The 18,644-nt window shown below is 72.8% G+C and carries 14 protein-coding genes; 9 read left to right on the top strand and 5 right to left on the bottom strand.

Features of this window, described 5'->3' with window-relative positions:
• Positions 1 to 5: 5 nt before the first annotated feature.
• Both D0Y53_RS11895 and hemH read right to left on the bottom strand, forming a co-directional pair.
• On the bottom strand, positions 6 to 884 hold the full coding sequence (locus D0Y53_RS11895) for an alpha/beta fold hydrolase (RefSeq protein WP_117203540.1): 879 nt from the start codon (positions 882 to 884) through the stop codon (positions 6 to 8).
• Positions 885 to 892: 8 nt separating this feature from the next.
• Positions 893 to 1,879: a ferrochelatase gene (gene hemH, locus D0Y53_RS11890; protein ID WP_117203561.1), complete on the bottom strand. Its 987-nt coding sequence runs from the start codon at positions 1,877 to 1,879 to the stop codon at positions 893 to 895.
• A 194-nt stretch (positions 1,880 to 2,073) separates the two neighbouring features.
• Between hemH and D0Y53_RS11885 the strand changes: the two genes are divergently transcribed.
• The 5 genes from D0Y53_RS11885 (at position 2,074) to D0Y53_RS11865 (ending at position 5,190) form a co-directional block, all read left to right on the top strand.
• Positions 2,074 to 2,958 (top strand): lipid-binding SYLF domain-containing protein, encoded by an 885-nt coding sequence (locus D0Y53_RS11885; RefSeq protein WP_117203539.1) that lies wholly within the window; start codon positions 2,074 to 2,076, stop codon positions 2,956 to 2,958.
• Between the two features lie 69 nt (positions 2,959 to 3,027).
• On the top strand, positions 3,028 to 3,273 hold the full coding sequence (gene tatA, locus D0Y53_RS13210) for a Sec-independent protein translocase subunit TatA (protein ID WP_117203538.1): 246 nt from the start codon (positions 3,028 to 3,030) through the stop codon (positions 3,271 to 3,273).
• A 47-nt stretch (positions 3,274 to 3,320) separates the two neighbouring features.
• Positions 3,321 to 3,695 carry a Sec-independent protein translocase protein TatB gene (gene tatB / locus D0Y53_RS13305; protein WP_117203537.1) on the top strand — a complete coding sequence of 125 codons (375 nt, stop codon included), beginning with the start codon at positions 3,321 to 3,323 and terminating at the stop codon, positions 3,693 to 3,695.
• Complete coding sequence (gene tatC / locus D0Y53_RS11870) at positions 3,685 to 4,446, top strand: twin-arginine translocase subunit TatC (protein ID WP_117203536.1); 762 nt, start codon at positions 3,685 to 3,687, stop codon at positions 4,444 to 4,446. The genes tatB and tatC overlap by 11 nt, the downstream gene beginning before the upstream one ends.
• 36 nt (positions 4,447 to 4,482) lie before the next feature.
• Positions 4,483 to 5,190, top strand: a complete 708-nt coding sequence (locus D0Y53_RS11865) for an RDD family protein (RefSeq protein WP_117203535.1) — start codon at positions 4,483 to 4,485, stop codon at positions 5,188 to 5,190.
• Between the two features lie 1,055 nt (positions 5,191 to 6,245).
• Here the strand turns inward: D0Y53_RS11865 and D0Y53_RS11860 are convergent.
• Together D0Y53_RS11860 and D0Y53_RS11855 are read right to left on the bottom strand one after the other, a co-directional pair.
• Positions 6,246 to 7,112: a BPSS1780 family membrane protein gene (locus D0Y53_RS11860; RefSeq protein WP_117203534.1), complete on the bottom strand. Its 867-nt coding sequence runs from the start codon at positions 7,110 to 7,112 to the stop codon at positions 6,246 to 6,248.
• A 1-nt stretch (position 7,113) separates the two neighbouring features.
• Positions 7,114 to 7,869, bottom strand: coding sequence for a glutamine amidotransferase (locus D0Y53_RS11855; protein WP_117203533.1), 756 nt, complete (start codon positions 7,867 to 7,869; stop codon positions 7,114 to 7,116).
• Positions 7,870 to 8,040: 171 nt separating this feature from the next.
• Between D0Y53_RS11855 and glyQ the strand changes: the two genes are divergently transcribed.
• From glyQ to D0Y53_RS11835, 4 genes are all read left to right on the top strand, one after another.
• The gene (gene glyQ, locus D0Y53_RS11850; RefSeq protein WP_117203532.1) at positions 8,041 to 8,988 is read left to right on the top strand and encodes a glycine--tRNA ligase subunit alpha; all 948 of its coding nucleotides are present in this window, start codon (positions 8,041 to 8,043) and stop codon (positions 8,986 to 8,988) included.
• Positions 8,985 to 11,183 (top strand): glycine--tRNA ligase subunit beta, encoded by a 2,199-nt coding sequence (gene glyS / locus D0Y53_RS11845; protein ID WP_117203531.1) that lies wholly within the window; start codon positions 8,985 to 8,987, stop codon positions 11,181 to 11,183. Before glyQ ends, glyS begins: the two co-directional genes overlap by 4 nt.
• 312 nt (positions 11,184 to 11,495) lie before the next feature.
• Positions 11,496 to 13,277: an autotransporter assembly complex protein TamA gene (locus D0Y53_RS11840; protein WP_117203530.1), complete on the top strand. Its 1,782-nt coding sequence runs from the start codon at positions 11,496 to 11,498 to the stop codon at positions 13,275 to 13,277.
• Positions 13,274 to 17,239, top strand: a complete 3,966-nt coding sequence (locus D0Y53_RS11835) for a translocation/assembly module TamB domain-containing protein (protein WP_233511772.1) — start codon at positions 13,274 to 13,276, stop codon at positions 17,237 to 17,239. Before D0Y53_RS11840 ends, D0Y53_RS11835 begins: the two co-directional genes overlap by 4 nt.
• 119 nt (positions 17,240 to 17,358) lie before the next feature.
• Here D0Y53_RS11835 and D0Y53_RS11830 read toward each other — a convergent pair whose 3' ends face one another.
• Positions 17,359 to 18,384 (bottom strand): integron integrase, encoded by a 1,026-nt coding sequence (locus tag D0Y53_RS11830; RefSeq protein ID WP_117203529.1) that lies wholly within the window; start codon positions 18,382 to 18,384, stop codon positions 17,359 to 17,361.
• Positions 18,385 to 18,644 lie beyond the last annotated feature (260 nt).

Here is an 18,644-nt window from a genome sequence, read left to right as displayed (position 1 = left end):
GCGGCTCAATCGTCGCCGGCGGTCAGGAAGTCGCCGATCGCGACGGCGACCGCCGCCGGCCGTTCCATGTGCAGGTGATGGCCGCCGGGCAGCAGCACCAGTTCGCCGCGCGGCAGCAGCGCCGCGCGCTCGCTGCGCAAGGGTTCGGGCAGGTAGGGCTGCGCCGGGGTGGCGTGGATCACCCGGGTCGGGCAGGCGATCGCGCGCACCAGGTCGCGCACCTGCGGTTCGGTCATGCGCTGCAGGCTCGGCAGGGTCAAGCGCGGGTCGCTGCTCCAGGCGTAGCCGCCGGGGCCGTCGTCGCCGGCGCGCACCGGGACCAGGCCACGCTCCACCAGCAGGCGCGCCGCCGCGGGATCCAGCGCGCTGCCGGTGACGCCGCGGGTACGCGCCAGCACCGCGCTGGCAAGGTCCGGGAACACGCGCAGGCGCTTGCCCGGCAGCGCGCGGGCACTGGCGACCGCCTCGCGCAGGCGGCTGGCGGTGCGTTCGGGCGCTTCGGCGAGCGCGCCCAGCGCCTCGATCGCGACCAGCCGTCGCACCCGCTGCGGACAGCCCGCCGCCAGCAGGCTGGCGATGCCCGCGCCCATCGAGTGCCCGAGCAGGGCGAAGCGCTCCCAGCCCAGCGCGTCGGCGATGTCGAGCACGGCATTGACCGCGGCGGCGAAGGAGTAGTCCGCGCCCGGCGGCAGGTGTGCGCTGCGGCCGTGGCCGGGCAGGTCCGGCGCCACCAGTTCGATCCCGCGCAGGTGCGCGGCCAGCGGCAGGAAGCTGGCGGCATTGTCGAGCCAGCCATGCAACGCCAGCACCGGCGGCGCCCCGGCTTCGCCCGCACGCAGGCCGGCGATGCGGCCGAGCGGCGTATCGAGCACGAACTCGCGCATGCCGCGCCTCAGTCCGCCGCCAGCGCGCGCCGCGCCAGCGCCGCCAGCGCATCGGCGTGCGCCGGCGCGGCGTTGAGGCAGGGGATGTAGCGCAGCGTGCCGCCGGCCGCGGCGAAGCGTTCGGCCAGCATCATCGCCACTTCCTCCAGCGTCTCCAGGCAGTCGGTGGCGAAGCCCGGACAGGCGACGTCGAGCGTGCGCACGCCGGCCGCGGCCAGCGCGTCCAGGCGCTCGGCGGTGGCCGGCTGCAGCCAGCGCTCGCGGCCGAAGCGCGACTGGTACGCCAGGCTCCAGGCGTCGTCCGCCAGATCCAGCGCCGCGGCGATCGCGCGCGCGCTGGCCGCGCACTGCTGCGGGTACGGGTCGCCGGCGTCGGCCAGCCGCTGCGGGATGCCGTGGAAGGACAGCAGCAGGTGCTGGCCGCGGCCGTGCGCGGCCCAGTGCGCGCGGATCGAGCCGGCGATCGCGGCGATCCAGCCCGGGTCCTCGTGGTACTCGGGCAGCAGCGCGGTCGGCATGCTGCGCGCGCGCCCGACCACGTCGGCGATCGACGCGGTGGTGGTGGTGGAGTACTGCGGATACAGCGGCAACACCAGCACCCGGCCGACCCGCTGCCGGCGCAGCTGAGCGAACGCCGCGTCCAGCCCCGGCTCGCCGTAGCGCATCGCATGCAGCACCTGCACCTGCGGCAGGCGCTGCTGCACCGCCGCGGCCAGCGCCCGCGTGTACACCGCCAGCGGCGAGCCTTCCGGCAGCCAGATCGCGGCGTACTTGCGCGCCACCTTGGGGCCGCGCAGCGGCAGGATCAGGAAATGCAGCAGCGGGCACCACAGCCAGCGCGTGAGCTGCACCACCCGGCGGTCGTGCAGGAACTGCGCCAGGAAGCGCCGCACCGCGCGCGGCGTCGGCGCCGCCGGGGTGCCGAGGTTGGCCAGGATCAGCGCGGTCGCGGCTGCGTCGGGAGCGGAAGCGTCGGTGGCGGAAGGGTCGGTCATCGCCATAGGATGGCAGGCGCGCGCGCGCTTGGCACGGCCAGGCGCGGCTCACTCGCGATTCATGCCGGCGCGTCTAGCCTGAATCGCGACTTGCGCGCTGTCCCGGCGTCGGGCGCCGCACGCTCGGCGCCTCGCTCCAGCCGATTCCAAGATCCGCCTGCTCCCGCCACCTCGATCCCGCCCCGGAGTCCGCCATGCCCGTTCTGCGCCCCGCCCCCCGCCTGCTGCGCCTGTCCGCGCTCGTGCTGTTCGCCGTCGCCGCCGTCGCCCAGGCCGGCAGCCGCGAGGATGCGCGCGCGCAGAACGCGGTGCGGGTGCTCACCGACATCCAGGCGATCCCGGAATCGGCGATCCCCGACAAGCTGCTGGACGAGGCGCACGCGATCGTGGTGGTGCCCGACACGATCAAGGCCGGGCTGGTGATCGGCGGCCGCCGCGGCCACGGCCTGCTGGCGGTCAAGCGCGCCGACGGCACCTGGTCCAACCCCGGCTTCGTGACCCTCACCGGCGGCAGCATCGGCTTCCAGGCCGGGGTGCAGTCGGCCGACGTGGTGCTGGTGTTCCGCAGCGACCGCGGGCTGGAGTCGATCGTCAACGGCAAATTCACCCTCGGCGCCGATGCCGGCGTCGCCGCCGGCCCGGTCGGGCGCAACGCCTCGGCCTCCACCGACGGCGAGATGAAGGCCGAGATCTGGTCCTGGTCGCGCGCCCGCGGCTTGTTTGCCGGCGTCGCCCTGGACGGTGCGGTGCTGGCGATCGACGATGCCGCCAACGAGGCCGTGTACGGCCGCGACACCACGCCGCGGATGATCTTCGAGGACCGCGCGACGCAACGCCCGTCCGATGCCGTGGTCGGCTTCCGCGACGCGCTGGAGGAAGCCACCGCCGCGGCCCGCGCCGCGCGCCGCGATTCCCCCGCACCCGCCGCCGCGGCCGCCGCCCCGGCCGCGACCGCGGTCCCGCAGTCGGCGGCAGTGACGGAACCGCAGTCGGCCGCGCCGACGGACCCGGCACCGACCCCGTTCCAGCCGGTCGAGGACAACCCGGCCACCACCGAGCCACTGCCGCCGGCCCCGTAATCGCCGGGCAAACGCGGGTTTACGGACGCTGCGTTATCCTGTCGCCCCCTCCAACCGGCGGACACGCACATGGGCGGTCTGAGTCTCTGGCACTGGCTGATCGTGCTGCTGATCGTGGTGCTGGTGTTCGGCACCAAGCGCCTGAAGAACGTCGGCCAGGATCTGGGCGAGGCGGTCAAGGGCTTCAAGAAGGGTCTGCACGAGGACGCGCCGCCGCAGTCGCTGCCGCCGGCCGCCGGCCCGCAGGATGCCGCGTCGCCGCCGGGCGCGACGCGCACGGGCGACGACGAGCGCACGCCGCCGGACGCGCATTGAACCCGCCGCGCCGCGGGCGTGGCCGCCGGCGCTGAACCGGAGCGGGCATGTTCGACATCGGTTTCTCCGAACTGCTGGTGATCGCGGTGGTCGCGCTGCTGGTGCTCGGCCCGGAACGGCTGCCGAAAGCGGCGCGCCTGACCGGGCTGTGGGTGCGGCGCGCGCGCGCGCAATGGCATGCGGTCAGGGCCGAACTGGAACGCGACCTCGCCGCCGAGGACCTGCGGCGCAGCCTGCACGACACCCAGGCGGCGATGCGCGAGGCGCAGGCGGCCCTGCGCGAGGCCGGCGACGACGCGCAACGCGCGCTCGAGCCGGACACGCGGATGCGCGACGACGCGCCGCCCACCGCCGCGCCGCCCTCCCCGCCGACCGAGCCGCGCCCTGGCGCGCCCGCCGACGACGACGCCCGTGGCGGCTGACGCCGACAACGGCAACGCGACCCTGCTCGACCACCTGGTCGAGTTGCGCGCGCGGCTGCTGCGCGCGGTCGCCGGGCTGCTGCTGCTGTTCGTGGCGCTGCTGCCGTTCGCCAACCGGCTGTACGCCTGGCTGGCGCAACCGCTGCTGGACAAGCTGCCGCGTGGCGGCCAGCTGATCGCGGTCGAGGTCGCCTCGCCGTTCCTGGCGCCGCTCAAGCTGGCGTTCTGCGTCGCCGTGGTGCTGGCGATGCCGTGGCTGCTGTACCAGCTGTGGGCGTTCGTCGCGCCGGGTCTGTACAAGCGCGAGAAGAAACTGGCGCTGCCGCTACTGGCCTCCGCGCTGGCGCTGTTCTACGCCGGCTGCGCGTTCGCCTACTGGATCGTGCTGCCGGCGGTATTCGCGTTCCTGCAGCAGGTGACGCCGGCGGGCGTGGCGATGATGACCGACATCAACGCCTACCTGGACTTCGTGCTGGTGGTGTTCCTGGCGTTCGGGGCCAGCTTCGAGCTGCCGGTGGCGCTGGTGATCCTGGTGCTGCTGGGCTGGGTGACCCCGGCACAGTTGCGCGAGTGGCGCGGCTACGCAATCGTCGGCATCTTCGTCGTGGCCGCAGTGATCACGCCGCCGGACGTGGTCTCGCAGCTGCTGCTGGCGCTGCCGATGGTGGCGCTGTACGAACTCGGCATCCTCGCCGCGCGTGCGGTGACGCCTTCCAAAACTGCGCGGCGCGACGACGCCGCGCCGCGATGAACCACGCCGCATGAACCACGCCGGCTCGCCGCAGCGATGAAGGCCGTCGCGCCCGCGCTGCTGCCGGCCGCCGGGTTCTGGCGTCGGTACGCGGCCTGGTCGCTGGACTTTGCCGTGCTCGGCGCGGTCGCCACGCTGCTGACCTGGCCGCAACTGCGCGCCGGCGGGCATGCGGTCGGCCTGGCCGCGGCGCAGTTGTCCGCCCACGCCGGCCAAGCGCTGGCCGATGCACTGATGTCCGGCACCGCGCCGCAGGCGTTGTCGCAATCGCTGTTGCACGACCCCGGATTGCGGGCCGCCGCGGCCGCGGTGCAGGCCGGCGTCTGGCAGATGCTGTGGCCGTGGCTGCTGGCATACGCGGTGCTGGCGGCGGTGTGGCACGTCGGCGGCGAGTGCTCGCGCTGGCAGGGATCGCCGGGCAAGCGCGCGTTGCGGCTGCGGGTCACCGACCTGGACGGCGCGCCGCCGGCACCGACGCGCGCGGCGCTGCGGCACGTCGCCGCCGCGTTGTCGTGGCTGACCCTCAACCTCGGCCACGCGCTGGCGGCGCTGCCGCCGCAGCGACGCGCGCTGCACGATTACCTGGCCGGCACCCGGGTGGCCTGCGCCGACGGCGACCCGCGCCTGCCCGCCGCAGCTGCGACCTGGCTGCTGCTGCAGGCGGTGGTGGGCGTCGCCGTGGTCGCGTGGCTGCTGCTGCGCTACGTCGCGGCCCTGCAGGCCGCGCTCGCAGGCCAGCTGTAAAACCAGCTGTCGTTCCCTGTCGTTCAGTGGAACGCAGGAAATCGGAGCAGGTGATGCAGTCAGCATCGGCTCGGGAGGAGTCGCCACCCGGTGGGCTGGAAATGATTGCGTCCTCCTGAGACGTGCCGTCTTTGAGGCATGAACCATCGGTGGCCTGCGCTCGTGTGATCGGCTTCGGCAGGAGTCGCCGCCCGACGGGCTGGGGGTGCTGCGCCCTCCTGACGACCTCCTGTCTTTGAGGCATGAACCATCGGTGGCCTGCGCTCGTGTGGTCGGCTTCGGACGGAGCGCCGCCCGACGGACTGGGAGTGCCGCGCCCCCTGACGACGTCCTGTCTCGGCGCAAGCGCTATTGATGGCCTGATCTTGGGAGATCGGCTTCGGAAGGAGTCGCCGCCCGGCGGGCTGGGGGTGCTGCGCCCTCCTGACGACCTCCTGTCTTTAAGTCGGGTCGTGGACCCTCCATGGTCCACTCTCCGCACCCCCAGCCCGCCGGGCGGCGCCTTCGGGGGATTGGAGATTCATCGCTTCGGATGGTTTTCTCTACAAGCACCAACTCACCTGCCTGGAGACTGCTGGTCGGCTGGTGTCTTCGGGGGATTGGGGTCGTCGCTTCGGGCGGCTCTCTTTTCAAGCGCCGACTCACTTGCCAGAAGCCGGTGGCCCGGCCTGTGCGGGACCGTCGGCGGCATGGATGCCGCCGAGGAGCCTACAGGGACGTATTCACGGCGTGTCCCGCACAGGCCGGGCCACCGGCTTCCCCCACGGAGGCTTCCGCACCTGAAGCATGAGTTCACCGCATGCCTCATACAGGTCGGGCCGCCGGCTTTCCCCGCAGGGAAGAATGCATTCACGGCCTGAAAGGCAGGACTACCGGCTTCCCCTGCAGAGGTTCCGCACCAGGGGATGCATTCACGGCGTGTCCTGCCGCGATCTCGTCCTCGGAGAGAAACCGCGTTCATGCAGGCCCACCCGGGATTCCGGAGGGGCTGATTCGTGCTTCCGGCCTTCGGGATCGCCCCGGACGAACAACTAGCGAGAGATCACGGCCACGCCTCAGGCCTCGAACCCGGTCGCGCTCGGTGCCGCGGTGGCAGCGTCGCCGTCGGCCAGCATCTGCTTCCAGGCGAAATACATCGCGCCGGTCACCAGCGGCATGAACACCGCCATCGCCAGCAGCTGCACTGCGACCTGCATCGCCGTCGCGCCGGCAACCAGCTTGACCGCGACGCCGACGATCAGGATCGCGATGTACAGCGCGATCACCGCGATCGCCATCAGCACCAGGAACACCGCGACCGCCGCCAGGTTGCGCATGCAGGCGCGGAAGCTGCGCCGCATCGCGTCCAGTGCGCCGCTGTCGGTGAACATCACCTCGGGCACCGCGACGAAGGTGAAGAAACTGGCAAGGATGCCGACCACGAACACCAGCAGCAGCCATAGCGCCAGCCGCCCGAACGGCAGTCCGGCCATCAGCGCCGGGTCCGGCGCGGCCTGCCCCTGCATGCGCTCCATCGCCTGCGCCAGCTGCAGCAGCTCGCTGCCGCCGACCAGCAGGAACAGCAGCACGATGCACACTACCAGCGCCACCACCTGCGGCAGCAGCATCGCCAACAGGCGCGCGCTGCGCCCGCTGCGCACGCCCTGCAGCAGCTGCCCGGGTTCGGCCCGGCCGCCCTGGTCGACGCTGCGCGCCGCGTACACGAATCCGCCCAGCAGCAGCGGCCCGATCAGCACCAGCGCCAGTTCCGCCAGCAGGAACAGGTTCATGTCCTGCTCGGCGCTGCGCGCGACCAGCACCGCGATCAGGCCGTAGATCACGCCCAGCAGCCCCAGCCCCAGCGGCGCCTTGCGCAGCAGGCCGAATCCGCCCAGCAACCATTCCGCGCCGGCCGACGCCGGCAACTTGCGTACATCGGTCATCTCATTCCCCCAGCGGTTGCCGTGGCGCCAGTGTACGGGCGTGGCGCACGAAGCGGCGCAACACCCGGCGCGCGTGCGGCGTGGCGCGCACCGCGCGCTGCAGCCGCGCCGGATCGCGGCCCTCGCGCGCCAGCGCCTCGCGCCGCGCCCGCAGGTAGCCGTGCATGTGGGTGGTGCCGAATTCGGGGTGGAACTGCACGCCCCAGGCGGACGCGCCCCAGCGGAAGGCGTGGCAGGCGTCCAGCGCCGAGCGCGCCAGCACGCGCGCCCCGTCCGGCGCGCGCAGCACCGACTGCAGATGCGTGGCCTGCGCCGGAAACCGCGCCGGCAGCCCGGCGAACAAGGCGTCGTCGCCGGCCTGCGGCTGCAGCTCCAGCTCCACCGTGCCCATCTCGCGCCCGGCCGGGTTGTCGCCGACCTGGCCGCCGAGCGCGTGCGCCAGCAACTGGTGGCCGTAGCAGATGCCCAGCAGCGGCAGCCCCGCGTGCGCGGCCTCGCGCAGCCACTGCGCGCTGCGCTCGCTCCAGGGATGGCGGTCGGTGACCATCGCCGCCGAACCGGTGACGATGGCGCCGGCGAAACCCGCCGCCGCGGCGTCGCGCAACGGCGGCAGCGGGGCGCCGCGCTCGACGTCCACCACCACGGCCGCGTCCGCGTCCAGCCCGGCGGCGACGCGGATCCAGTGCGCAAAACCGCGGTGGCGGCGCATCGAGGCGACCGGCCGGCCGGTCTCCAGGATCAGGAAAGGCGCGCTCATGCGCCGCGCCGCTGCCCGCGTTGCAGCGGCCACGCGGTCGGGCGCTCGAGCCGGGAAGGCCGGACCGGAACCGCGAACAGACAAGCGATCAGCGCCATGACGAGCCTCGTGCAAGGCCGGAAACTGGCCGCGAAAAGTATACTAGCCCGCTTTGGCGACCCGACCGAGCCCATGCCAGGCCCCACCTTCCAGGAACTGATCCAGCGCCTCAACGCCTACTGGGCGGCACAAGGCTGCGTGCTGGTGCAGCCGCTGGACCTGGAGGTCGGCGCCGGCACCTTCCACCCGGCCACCTTCCTGCGCGCGATCGGCCCGGAGCCGTGGGCCGCGGCCTACGTGCAGCCCTGCCGCCGCCCCGCCGACGGCCGCTACGGCGAGAACCCCAACCGCCTGCAGCGCTACTACCAGTACCAGGTGGTGATGAAACCCAACCCCGACGACATCCAGGCGCTGTACCTGGGCTCGCTGCTGGCGCTGGGCATCGACCCGAAGGTGCACGACCTGCGCTTCGTCGAGGACAACTGGGAATCGCCCACGCTGGGCGCCTGGGGCCTGGGCTGGGAGGTCTGGCTCAACGGCATGGAAGTGACCCAGTTCACCTATTTCCAGCAGGCCGGCGGACTGGAATGCAAGCCGGTGCTCGGCGAGATCACCTACGGCCTCGAGCGGCTGTGCATGTACCTGCAGAACGTCGACAACGTGTTCGACCTGGTGTGGACCCACGGGCCCGACGGCGCGCCGGTGACCTACCGCGACGTCTACCACCAGAACGAAGTCGAGCAGAGCGCGTACAACTTCGAGCACGCCAACGTCGAGGTCCTGTTCCGGCACTTCGACGAATGCGAGGCCGAGGCGCTGAAGCTGGTCGACCTCGGCCTGCCGCTGCCCGCCTACGAGCAGGCGATGAAGGCCAGCCACAGCTTCAACCTGCTCGACGCGCGCCGCGCGATCTCGGTGACCGAGCGCCAGCGCTACATCCTGCGCGTGCGCCGGCTGTCGCAGGCGGTGGCCGAGGCGTACTACGCGCAGCGCGAGAAGCTCGGCTTCCCCGGGGTCAAGGATCCGGCCCGACGCCAGGCTCTCGGGCTGGCCGCGGCAACGCCGGAGACCGCGGCATGAGCCTGCAACCGCTGCTGGTCGAAATCGGCACCGAGGAACTGCCGGTCGGCGCCCTGCCCGGCCTGGCGCAGGCGCTGTTCGACGGCGTGATCGACGGGCTGCTCAAGCGCGGCATCGCCGTGGATCGCGACGACGCCAAGCCGCTGTACACGCCGCGCCGGCTGGCGGTGCTGCTGCCGGGGGTCGCCACGATGCAGCCCGAGCAGCACGCGGAACTGCTCGGCCCCTACGTCAACATCGCGCTCGACGCCGCCGGCCAGCCGACCCGCGCGCTGCAGGGCTTCGCCGCCAAGGCCGGGGTCGACTGGAGCGCGCTGGCACGCACCGCCGACGCCCGCGGCGAGCGCTTCGTGCACCGCGCGACGACGCCGGGCGCGGCCACCGCCGCGCTGCTGCCGCAGATCGTGCGCGAGGCGGTGGCGGCGATGCCGATCCCCAAGCCGATGCGCTGGGGCGACCGCGCCGAGGGTTTCGCGCGGCCGGTGCACTGGTGGGTGCTGCTGCACGGCGCGCAGGTCGTGGCCGGCGAGCTGTTCGGGCTCGCGGCCGGCCACAGCAGCCGCGGCCACCGCTTCATGCACGAGGGCGCGGTGCGGATCGACGCGCCCGGCGACTACGTCGATGCGCTACGCAACGCGCACGTGCTGGTGGATCCGGACGAGCGCCGCGCGCGCATCGTGCGCGAGGTCGAGGCCGCGGCGGCATCGGTCGGCGGCGTCGCCCGCATCGACGCGGACAACCTCGCCCAGGTCGAGTGCCTGAGCGAATGGCCCAGCGCGGTGCTGTGCAGCTTCGAGCGCGACTTCCTCGCGGTGCCGGCGGAAGCACTCATCGCCACGATGGAAGCCAACCAGAAATTCTTCCCGGTGCTGGACGCCGACGGCAAGCTGAGCGAGCACTTCGTCGGCATCGCCAACCTCGAATCGACCGCCGTGGCCGAGGTGCGCAAGGGCTACGAGCGCGTGATCCGGCCGCGCTTCGCCGACGCGCGCTTCTTCTTCGACGCAGACCTCAAGCAGGGGCTGACGGCGATGAACGACGGGCTGACGACGGTGACCTACCAGGCCCGGCTCGGCAGCGTGGCCGCCAAGGTCGCGCGCGTGGCCGCGCTGGCGCAGGCCATCGCGGGCGAAGTCGGGGTCGATCCCGCGCTCGCCCGTCGCGCCGCGGAGCTGTCCAAGGCCGACCTGCAATCGCGGCTGGTCAACGAGTTCCCGGAGCTGCAGGGCATCGCCGGGCGCTACTACGCGCTGCGCGATGCGGCGCTGGCCGACCTCGACGCCGACGCGCGCGCGCAGCTGGCGCAGGCGCTGGACGAGGCCTACATGCCGCGCTTTTCGGCCGACGCGGTGGCGCCGTCGCCGCTGGGCCAGGTGCTGGCGATCGCCGAGCGCCTGGACACGCTGGCCGGCGGTTTCGCCGCGGGCCTGAAGCCGACCGGCAACAAGGACCCGTTCGCGCTGCGACGCAATGCGCTGGGCCTGGCGCGCACGCTCATCGAGCGCGGGATCGAGCTAGACCTGCCGAAGTTGATCAAGATCGCTGAAGCTCAAGCATCGATGGCTTTAAGGCAAACGGCACTTCAGAAAGTCGAATCCGAAGCCGCTCGAGCCAAATCAAAGGGCGTCGAAGCTTCGGGTGTACACACTGTTACGACAGATGACATTTTTCCGAATCAGAACGTTCGAGACATTCTCGACTTCATCCTCGACCGCCTGCACGGCTACTACGCCGACCAGGGCGTTCCGCCGCAGCAGTTTGAAGCGGTCGCGGCGCTGCGCCCGGCCTCGCTGCACGACTTCGACCGCCGGCTCAAGGCGATCGCGGAGTTCGCGCTGCTGCCGGAGGCCGACGCGCTGGCCGCGGCCAACAAGCGCATCCGCAACATCCTGAAGAAGGTCGAGGGCGACATTCCGCAGGCGGTGGACCCGGCACTGTTCGCCGAAGCCGCCGAGCGCGAGCTGGCCGCGGCGGTGGACGCCGCGATCGCCGACAGCGACGCCGCGCTGGCGGCAGGCGACTACGTCGCCGTGCTCGGCCGCCTGGCGCGGCTGCGGCCGCAGGTCGACGCGTTCTTCGACCAGGTGATGGTCAACGTCGACGACGCCGCGGTGCGCCACAACCGCCTGGCGCTGCTGCAGCGGCTGGCCGCGCGCCTGGGCAGCGTCGCCGCGATCGAGCACTTGTCCGCGTAGGCGGACTCCGACGGTAAAGCGGCACCCCTCACCCTGCTTCGCTGCGCGAAGCTGTCCCTCTCCCCGCTGCGCGGGGCGAGGGCGGCCTCCTTGCGCGGGGGAGGGATGACGATACAGGAGCGAAGACTTTTTCTTCTCCTTGCCTGCGGGGCGAGAGCAGGCCGCTGCACGAGGCGCGGGATGACGACGCGGGGCAACAGCTCTTTCCTTCTCCCCGCTTGCGGGGAGAAGGTGCCGAAGGCGGATGAGGGGCCGGCGGCCAGGCGGCGTAGCCGTCAGTTGCCGTTGACGCGCGCCGGGTATGCTCCCGGCATGCGTCCGCTCCCCCGCCTGCTCGCTATCGTCGCGCTGTGCCCGCTGCTCGCGCAGGCCATCGCGGCGCAGGCGGCGGTGGTGCGGCGCGTGGACATCGTCGGCCTGGACGAGGCGATGACCGACAACGTCCGCGTGTCGCTGTCGCTGGTGGAGGCGATCGGCAAGGACCTCTCCGAGCGGCGCCTGGACTATCTGGTGCGCGCGGCGCAGGACGAGACTCGCGAGGCGCTGCAGCCGTTCGGCTACTACACGCCGCAGGTGACGGTGACGCGCGATGGCGCCAGCGGCGACGTCACCATCGCGGTGACGCCCGGCACGCCGGTGCGCGTGCGCGAGCGCACCGTCGCGATCGAAGGCGCGGCCGGCAGCGACCGCTACATGCGCGCAGAGCTCGCCGCCTTCGCCCCCGGCCCGGGCGCGATCTTCGACAGCCGCCTGTACGAAGCCAGCAAGACCCGGATCAGCCGCCGCCTGGCCGAGCGCGGCTATTTCGATGCCGACTTCCTCGCGCGCCGGGTCGAGGTCACCCGCGCCGCGCACGCGGCCGACATCGACCTGCGCTGGCACAGCGGCGCGCGCTACGCCATGGGCCGCATCGCCTTCGAGCAGACGCCGACGCGGATCCTGCGCCCGGATCTGTTCGACAAGCTGGTGTACTGGGACGAGGGCAGCTATTACCACCAGGGCAAGCTCGACCGCCTGCGCACCTCGCTGGTGGCACTGGATTACTTCAGCCGCGTGGAGATCGAGCCGCATCCCGAGCAAGCCGCGCCGGGGCCCGCGGGCAACGGCAAGCGCGTGCCGGTGACGGTGACGCTGACCCCCGCCAAGCGCAGCATCTACACCGCCGGCCTCAGCTACGGCAGCGACAGCGGCGCCGGCGTGCGCCTGGGCCTGGAGCGGCGCTACCTCAACGCGCGCGGGCACAAGGTGCTGGCGCAGGTGGACTGGGCGCAGAAGCGCAAGACCGCGACCGTGCAGTACCGCATCCCCGCCTTCGCCTGGGTCGACGGCTGGTACAGCGCCAGCCTGCAGCTGGCCGACGAGCAGACCGACTACATTGACAGCCGCCGGGTCGAGTTCGTCGCCAGCCGCAGCGGCCGGATCGATGCGCGCCTGACCGCGATCGCCGCGCTGCATGTACTGCGCGAGCGCTGGGCGTATACCGGCGACCTCGACCATCCCGCCTACCGCTACGGCAGTTTCGCCTTCCCCTCGCTGCGCGCCGAATACGTCCGCGCCGACGACCGCCTGTATCCGCGCAACGCGCTCGGCGGCACGCTGCAGTTGCGCGGCGCGCGCGCAGGCGTGCTCGGTGCCGACGCCGGCTTCCTGCAGGCGCAGGCGCGCGCCAGCTGGTTCCGCGGCCTGGGCCCGCGCGATCGCCTGATCGTGCGCGGCGAGCTCGGCCACACCTTCACCGGCAGCGTGGTCGAGCTGCCGCCGAGCCTGCGCTTCTACGCCGGCGGCGACCGCAGCATCCGCGGCTACGACTACCGCGAGGTCGGCCCGCGCCTGGGCGATTTCGGCCTCGGCGCGAAGAACGTGATCACCGCCAGCGCCGAGTACGAGCGCTACTTCGGCGCCAGCTGGGGCGGCGCGGTGTTCGTGGACGGCGGCAGCGCGTTCGACGGCACGTCGCCGGACTGGCACACCGGCGTCGGCGTCGGCGTGCGCTGGCGCTCGCCGGTGGGCCCGGTGCGGCTGGACATCGCCCGCGGACTCGACGACCCGCGCTCGCCGTTCACCCTCAACCTCAACATCGGTGCCGACCTGTGAGCCGGCGCGACCGCGAACGCCGCCACGGTCTGGCGCCGCTGCCCGAAAACGCCAGCGCGCAGCAGCGCGAGGCGCGGATCGCCGAACTGCGCGCGCTGCGCCGCCGCCGGCAACGCCGGCTCGCGGTCCGCGCCGGCCTGGGCACGCTGGCGCTGGCACTCGTGGCGGCGCTGGCGCTGTCCTGGCTGCTGCTGACCATCGGCGGCCGCGACCTGCTGCTGCGGCAGATCGTGGCGCGGCTGCCGGCAGGCACCACGCTCGACTGGACGCGCGCGCAAGGCCCGGCGGCCGGCCCGCTGACCTTGCACGGCGTGCGCTTCTCGATGCCGCGGCAGCTGGACGCGGACTGCGTGCCCAGCGCCGCCGCCAGCTGCGCGATGGGGCGCATCAGCTTCAGCGCGCGCGCCATCGTGCTGGATCCGGCGCTGCGCCCGCTGCTCGGCCGGCGGCTGCGGCTGGACGCGCTGGTGGTGCGCGACGCCACGCTCGACCTGCCGCGCAGCGACACGCCGTTCGCGTGGCCGCGCTGGCCGCAATCGCTGCCGGACATCGCCCCGCCACTGGCACTGCAGGCCGACGCCATCCGCATCGACCGGCTCGCGGTCACCCGCGCGGCGCAACCGCTGCTCGCGATCCGCAGCGCGCGCGGCGGCCTCGATGCGTCCGCCGGCCAGCTGCACGTCGAGCACCTGGTCGTCGACAGCGACCGCGGCCGCTTCGGCGCGCACGGCGACTACGCGCCGCGCGACGATTACCGCAGCGACTTCACGCTCACCGCGGCGCTGCCGGCGCCGGCCGGACGCACGCCGCCGCGCCTCGGCGTGGTGGCGCGCGGCGACCTGGCGCGGCTGCTGGTCGCGGTCTCCGGCCATGCGCCGGCGCCACTCGACGCCCTGCTGACGCTCACCGACGACAGCGGCGGCGAACGCCCGCAGTGGACGTTGCGCGCCGGCAGCGCAGCGCTGGATCCCGGCCTGCTGTCCGGCACCGGCGTCCCCGCCACACCGATCGCCTTCGACCTGCGTGCCCGCGGCAGCGGCGGCGCGGCGCGGCTGCAGGGCAGCCTCGCGCGCGGCGCCTTCACTGCCACGCTGCAGCCCTCGCGCGTGCGCCTGCACGACCAGGTATTGCAGCTGCAACCGCTGGTGGTCGACCTGCTCGACGGTCGCGTCATCGCCCGCGGCCACCTCGACCTGCGTCCGCCGACCGGCGCGGGTCCCGCGCCGCAGAGCCGGCTCGCACTCAACGCGCGCCACCTGCGCTGGCTCGGCAACACCGCAGGCACCCCGGCGGTCGTCGCTAACGCCGACTTCGGCATCGCCGGCACCCCCGACCGCTGGGCGGCGATCGGCAAGGCCACCTTCCAGCGCGGGACGCAACGGGCGCAGCTCGACTTCGACGGCCGCGGCACCCGCGCGCAGATACGGGTGCGCCAGCTGCATGCCACCATGCCGACCGGCACGCTGGAGGCGACCGGCCACCTGCGCTGGTCGCCGGCGCTGGCCTGGGACGGCGCCGCCACGCTGGCCGGTTTCGATCCCGGTTACTTCCTGCCCGACTGGGACGGCGCGGTGGATGGCCGCCTCGCCAGCACCGGCGAGACGCGCAGCAACGGCGACCTGGACGCACGCCTGGACGTGCAACGGCTCGGCGGCAGGCTACGCGGGCGCGCGCTCGGCGGCCACGGCCGCGTCGCGCTGCTGCGGCCGGCGAACGACGCCGCCGCCACCCGCTACGAAGGCGACATCGCGCTCGCGCTCGGCGCCAGCCGCGTCAGCGCGCGCGGCACGATCGCCGACACGCTGGACGTGCACGCCGCCTTTGCGCCGCTGCAACTCGGCGACCTGCTGCCCGATGCCGCCGGCACCCTGCACGGCACGCTGGCCCTCGGCGGCGCCCGCACCGCGCCGGATGTCGCCGCCGACCTCGACGGCCGCGGTCTGCGTTACCGCCGCTGGCAAGCCGACACCCTGCGCGCGCAAGGTCGCCTGCCCTGGCGCCACGGCAGCGGCGCGCTGGTGCTGGACGCGCGTGGCCTCGAGGCCGGCGTCGTCTTCGATCGGCTGCATGTGGACGCACGCGGCGCGGTCGAACAACTGCAACTGGAAGCGAACGCGAGGAGCGAATTCGGCAGCCTCGCGCTGGCGGGCAGCGCCGCGCGCGGCCACGGCCCATCGAGCCGGGGTCGGGCCAGACCCTGGCAAGGCACGCTCGACCGCCTGCGGCTGCAGCCAGTCAAAGGCGGCGCCTGGCAGCTGCAAGCGCCCGCCCGCTTCGCCCAGAGCGGCAACGGCTGGACGCTGGGCCGCAGCTGCCTCGCCGCGGTCGACGGCGGCAGCCTCTGCGCCAGCGGCCAGTGGCCGCGCCAGGGCCTCGACATCGCAGGCCAGAGCCTGCCGCTGGCGCTGGCCACGCCCTGGCTGCCCGTCCGCGACGACGGTCGCCCGTGGCTGCTGCACGGCGAAATCGCGCTTGCCGCCCATCTGCGCGCGGCCGGCAATGGCTGGCGCGGCACCGCCCGCCTCGCTTCCGCCGCAGGCGGACTGCAAAGCAGCGCGCGTGCCGGCGATGACCTGGTCGACTACCGCAACCTGGTGCTCGACGCGCAGCTGGATCCGCAACGCGTGCAGGCCACCCTCGACGCCACGCTCGACGGCGACGGCCGCATCCATGCGCGCCTGGCCAGCGGCTGGGACGCCTATGCGCCGTTGTCCGCCACTGTCGCCCTCGACACCGAAGAGCTCACCTGGATGGAGTTGCTGTCGCCGGACATCGTCGCGCCCCGCGGCCAGCTCGTCGGCCAGGTCACCGTGGCCGGCAGCCGCACGCAGCCGGTGCTGGGCGGCAGCGCGCAACTCAGCGGCTTCAGCGCCGAGATCCCGGCGCTGGCGATCGCGCCCGGCGACGGCAACCTGCGCCTGGACGCACGCGCCGACGGCAGCGCACGCATTGCCGGCAGCCTGCGCTCCGGCGACGGCATCCTGGACATCGACGGCACGCTCGGCTGGCGCGACGACGACACCCCGCTGCTGCTCAACGTGCGCGGCAAGAACGTACTCGCCTCCGACACCCGCGACCTGCGCGCGGTGATCGACCCCGACGTGACGGTGCGCTACGCCGCGCGGCAGCCGCTGGACATCCGCGGCAGCGTCGGCGTGCCCAGCGCGCGCATCGACCTGGAGCGGCTGGACCGCGGCGTGTCCACCTCGCCGGACGTGGTGATCCTGGATCCGGCGGACCCGGAAGACGGCCTCGCCACCCCGCTGCAGCTTGACCTCACCCTGGCGCTGGGCGAGGACGTGCGGCTCCACGGCTTCGGCCTGGACGGCAGCCTCGACGGCAGCCTGCGGGTGCGCGCGCGCCCGGGCCGCGAAACGCTCGCCAGCGGCACGCTCGAAGTCGGCGGCCGCTACACCGCCTACGGCCAGAAACTCGCCATCCGCCGCGGCCGCCTGCTGTGGCAGGGCGGCCCGATCGCCGATCCGCTGCTCGACATCCGCGCCGAGCGCGACCTGGGCGACGTCACCGCCGGCATCGACGTCAGCGGCCGCGCCTCGCGCCCGCAGGCCGAAGTCTGGACCGACCCAGCGAGCGACCAGTCCCAGGCGCTGGCCTGGCTCGCGCTCGGCCGGCCGCTGTCCACCGCGACCGGCGACGAAAGCCGCCGCCTCGACGCCGCCAGCGCCGCGCTTTCCGCCGGCGGCAGCCTGCTGGCCTCGCAACTGGGCGCCAGCCTCGGCCTGGACGATGCCGGCGTCAGCCAGTCGCGCGCCCTGGGCGGCAGCGTGCTCGGCGTGGGCAAATACCTGTCGCCGAAACTCTACGTCGGCTACGGCGTGTCGCTGCTGGGCACCGGCCAGGTGCTGACCCTGAAATACCTGCTGCGCAAGGGCTTCGACATCGAGATCGAATCCAGCACGGCGGAGAACCGGGCCTCGGTCAACTGGCGCACGGAACGCTAGCGGCGATCGCTCGGCAAGTCGTTCGTCGGGCCCAATGCGGGACCTGTGCGAAGGAAGCCGATGGCACGGCGGGTTGCACGACACGCCCATTTCGCGGCGCGGATTCGACGGCGGCGGGCTCAATCCACGCGCCGGTCCAGCGGACTCAGCACGCCGTTGCCGCCGCGGCCCAGCACGTGGGTGTAGATCTGCGTCGTCGCCACATCCTTGTGCCCGAGCAGTTCCTGGATGGTACGGATGTCGTAGCCGGCTTCCAGCAGATGGGTGGCGAAGGAATGACGCAGGGTGTGCGCGCTGACCGGCTTGGCGAGGCCGGCGTCGAGGCGGGCGCGCTTGAGTGCGCGCGACAGCATGCCCTCGTCGAAATGATGGCGCCGCTCGCGGCCGTCGCGCGGATCGCACGCCCGCGCCCGCGCCGCGAACACGTACTGCCAACCGAACTCGCGCGCGGCGTTGGGATACTTGCGTGCCAGCGCATGCGGCAGCCAGACCTCGCCGAACCCGGCCGCCAGGTCGTCGTCGTGCAGCAGACGCACCCGCTCGAGTTCGCGCTGCAGCGGCTCGACCAGCGCGCGCGGCAACACCGTGCGCCGGTCCTTGCCGCCCTTGCCGTCACGCACCATGATCTCGTTGCGCGCGAAGTCCACATCCTTGACCCGCAGCCGCAGGCACTCCATCAGGCGCAGGCCGGTGCCGTACAGCACGCTGGCGATCAACCACGGCCGCCCCTCCATCCGCGCCAGCAGCGCCTGCACCTCCGCCACCGACAGCACCACCGGCAGGCGCTGCGGCCGCTTCGCCCGGACCACGTCCTCCATCCACGGCAGATCGACCTGCAGCACCTCGCGGTACAGGAACAGCAGCGCCGACAGCGCCTGGTTCTGGGTGCTCGCCGCAACCTTGCCGCGGGTCGCCAGCAGCGTCAGGAACGCCTCGACCTCCTTTACGCCCATCTGTCGCGGATGCCGCTTGCTATTGGCCAGGATGAACCGACGGATCCAGCCCACATACGCCCGCTCGGTACGCAGGCTGTAGTGTTTGAGCCGCAAACGCCGGCGAACATCGTCGAGCAAGCGGGGTTTCTTCGCATCGGCCGCCCCCCCGGAAGCATCGGATACCACCGCATCTGATGACTGATAAGACATACACCCTCATCCGCACCGGTTTCCCGGCAACAGCGTGGCCGCCCTGCAAACGCAGCGGCATCGTCCAAGTACGTGATCCGATGTAGGGTTTTCCCGCTTGACGACGCCGCCACCGACTATGAATATCCGGTGCATATCCCCGTTTTTGGGGTCCACTAGGCGTTAGGCCCCAATGGTGGAATTCCGGCAACCCATCGAAGATCTGAACTCAGTCCACTCGGCGCGGGCTTGGCAGCGCCATCGTTACCTGCATCGAGCCG

Source organism: Cognatiluteimonas weifangensis (genome assembly GCF_003416885.1).
Classification (GTDB): Bacteria; Pseudomonadota; Gammaproteobacteria; order Xanthomonadales; family Xanthomonadaceae; genus Cognatiluteimonas; species Cognatiluteimonas weifangensis.
This window is presented reverse-complemented; position numbering and strand designations above follow the sequence as displayed.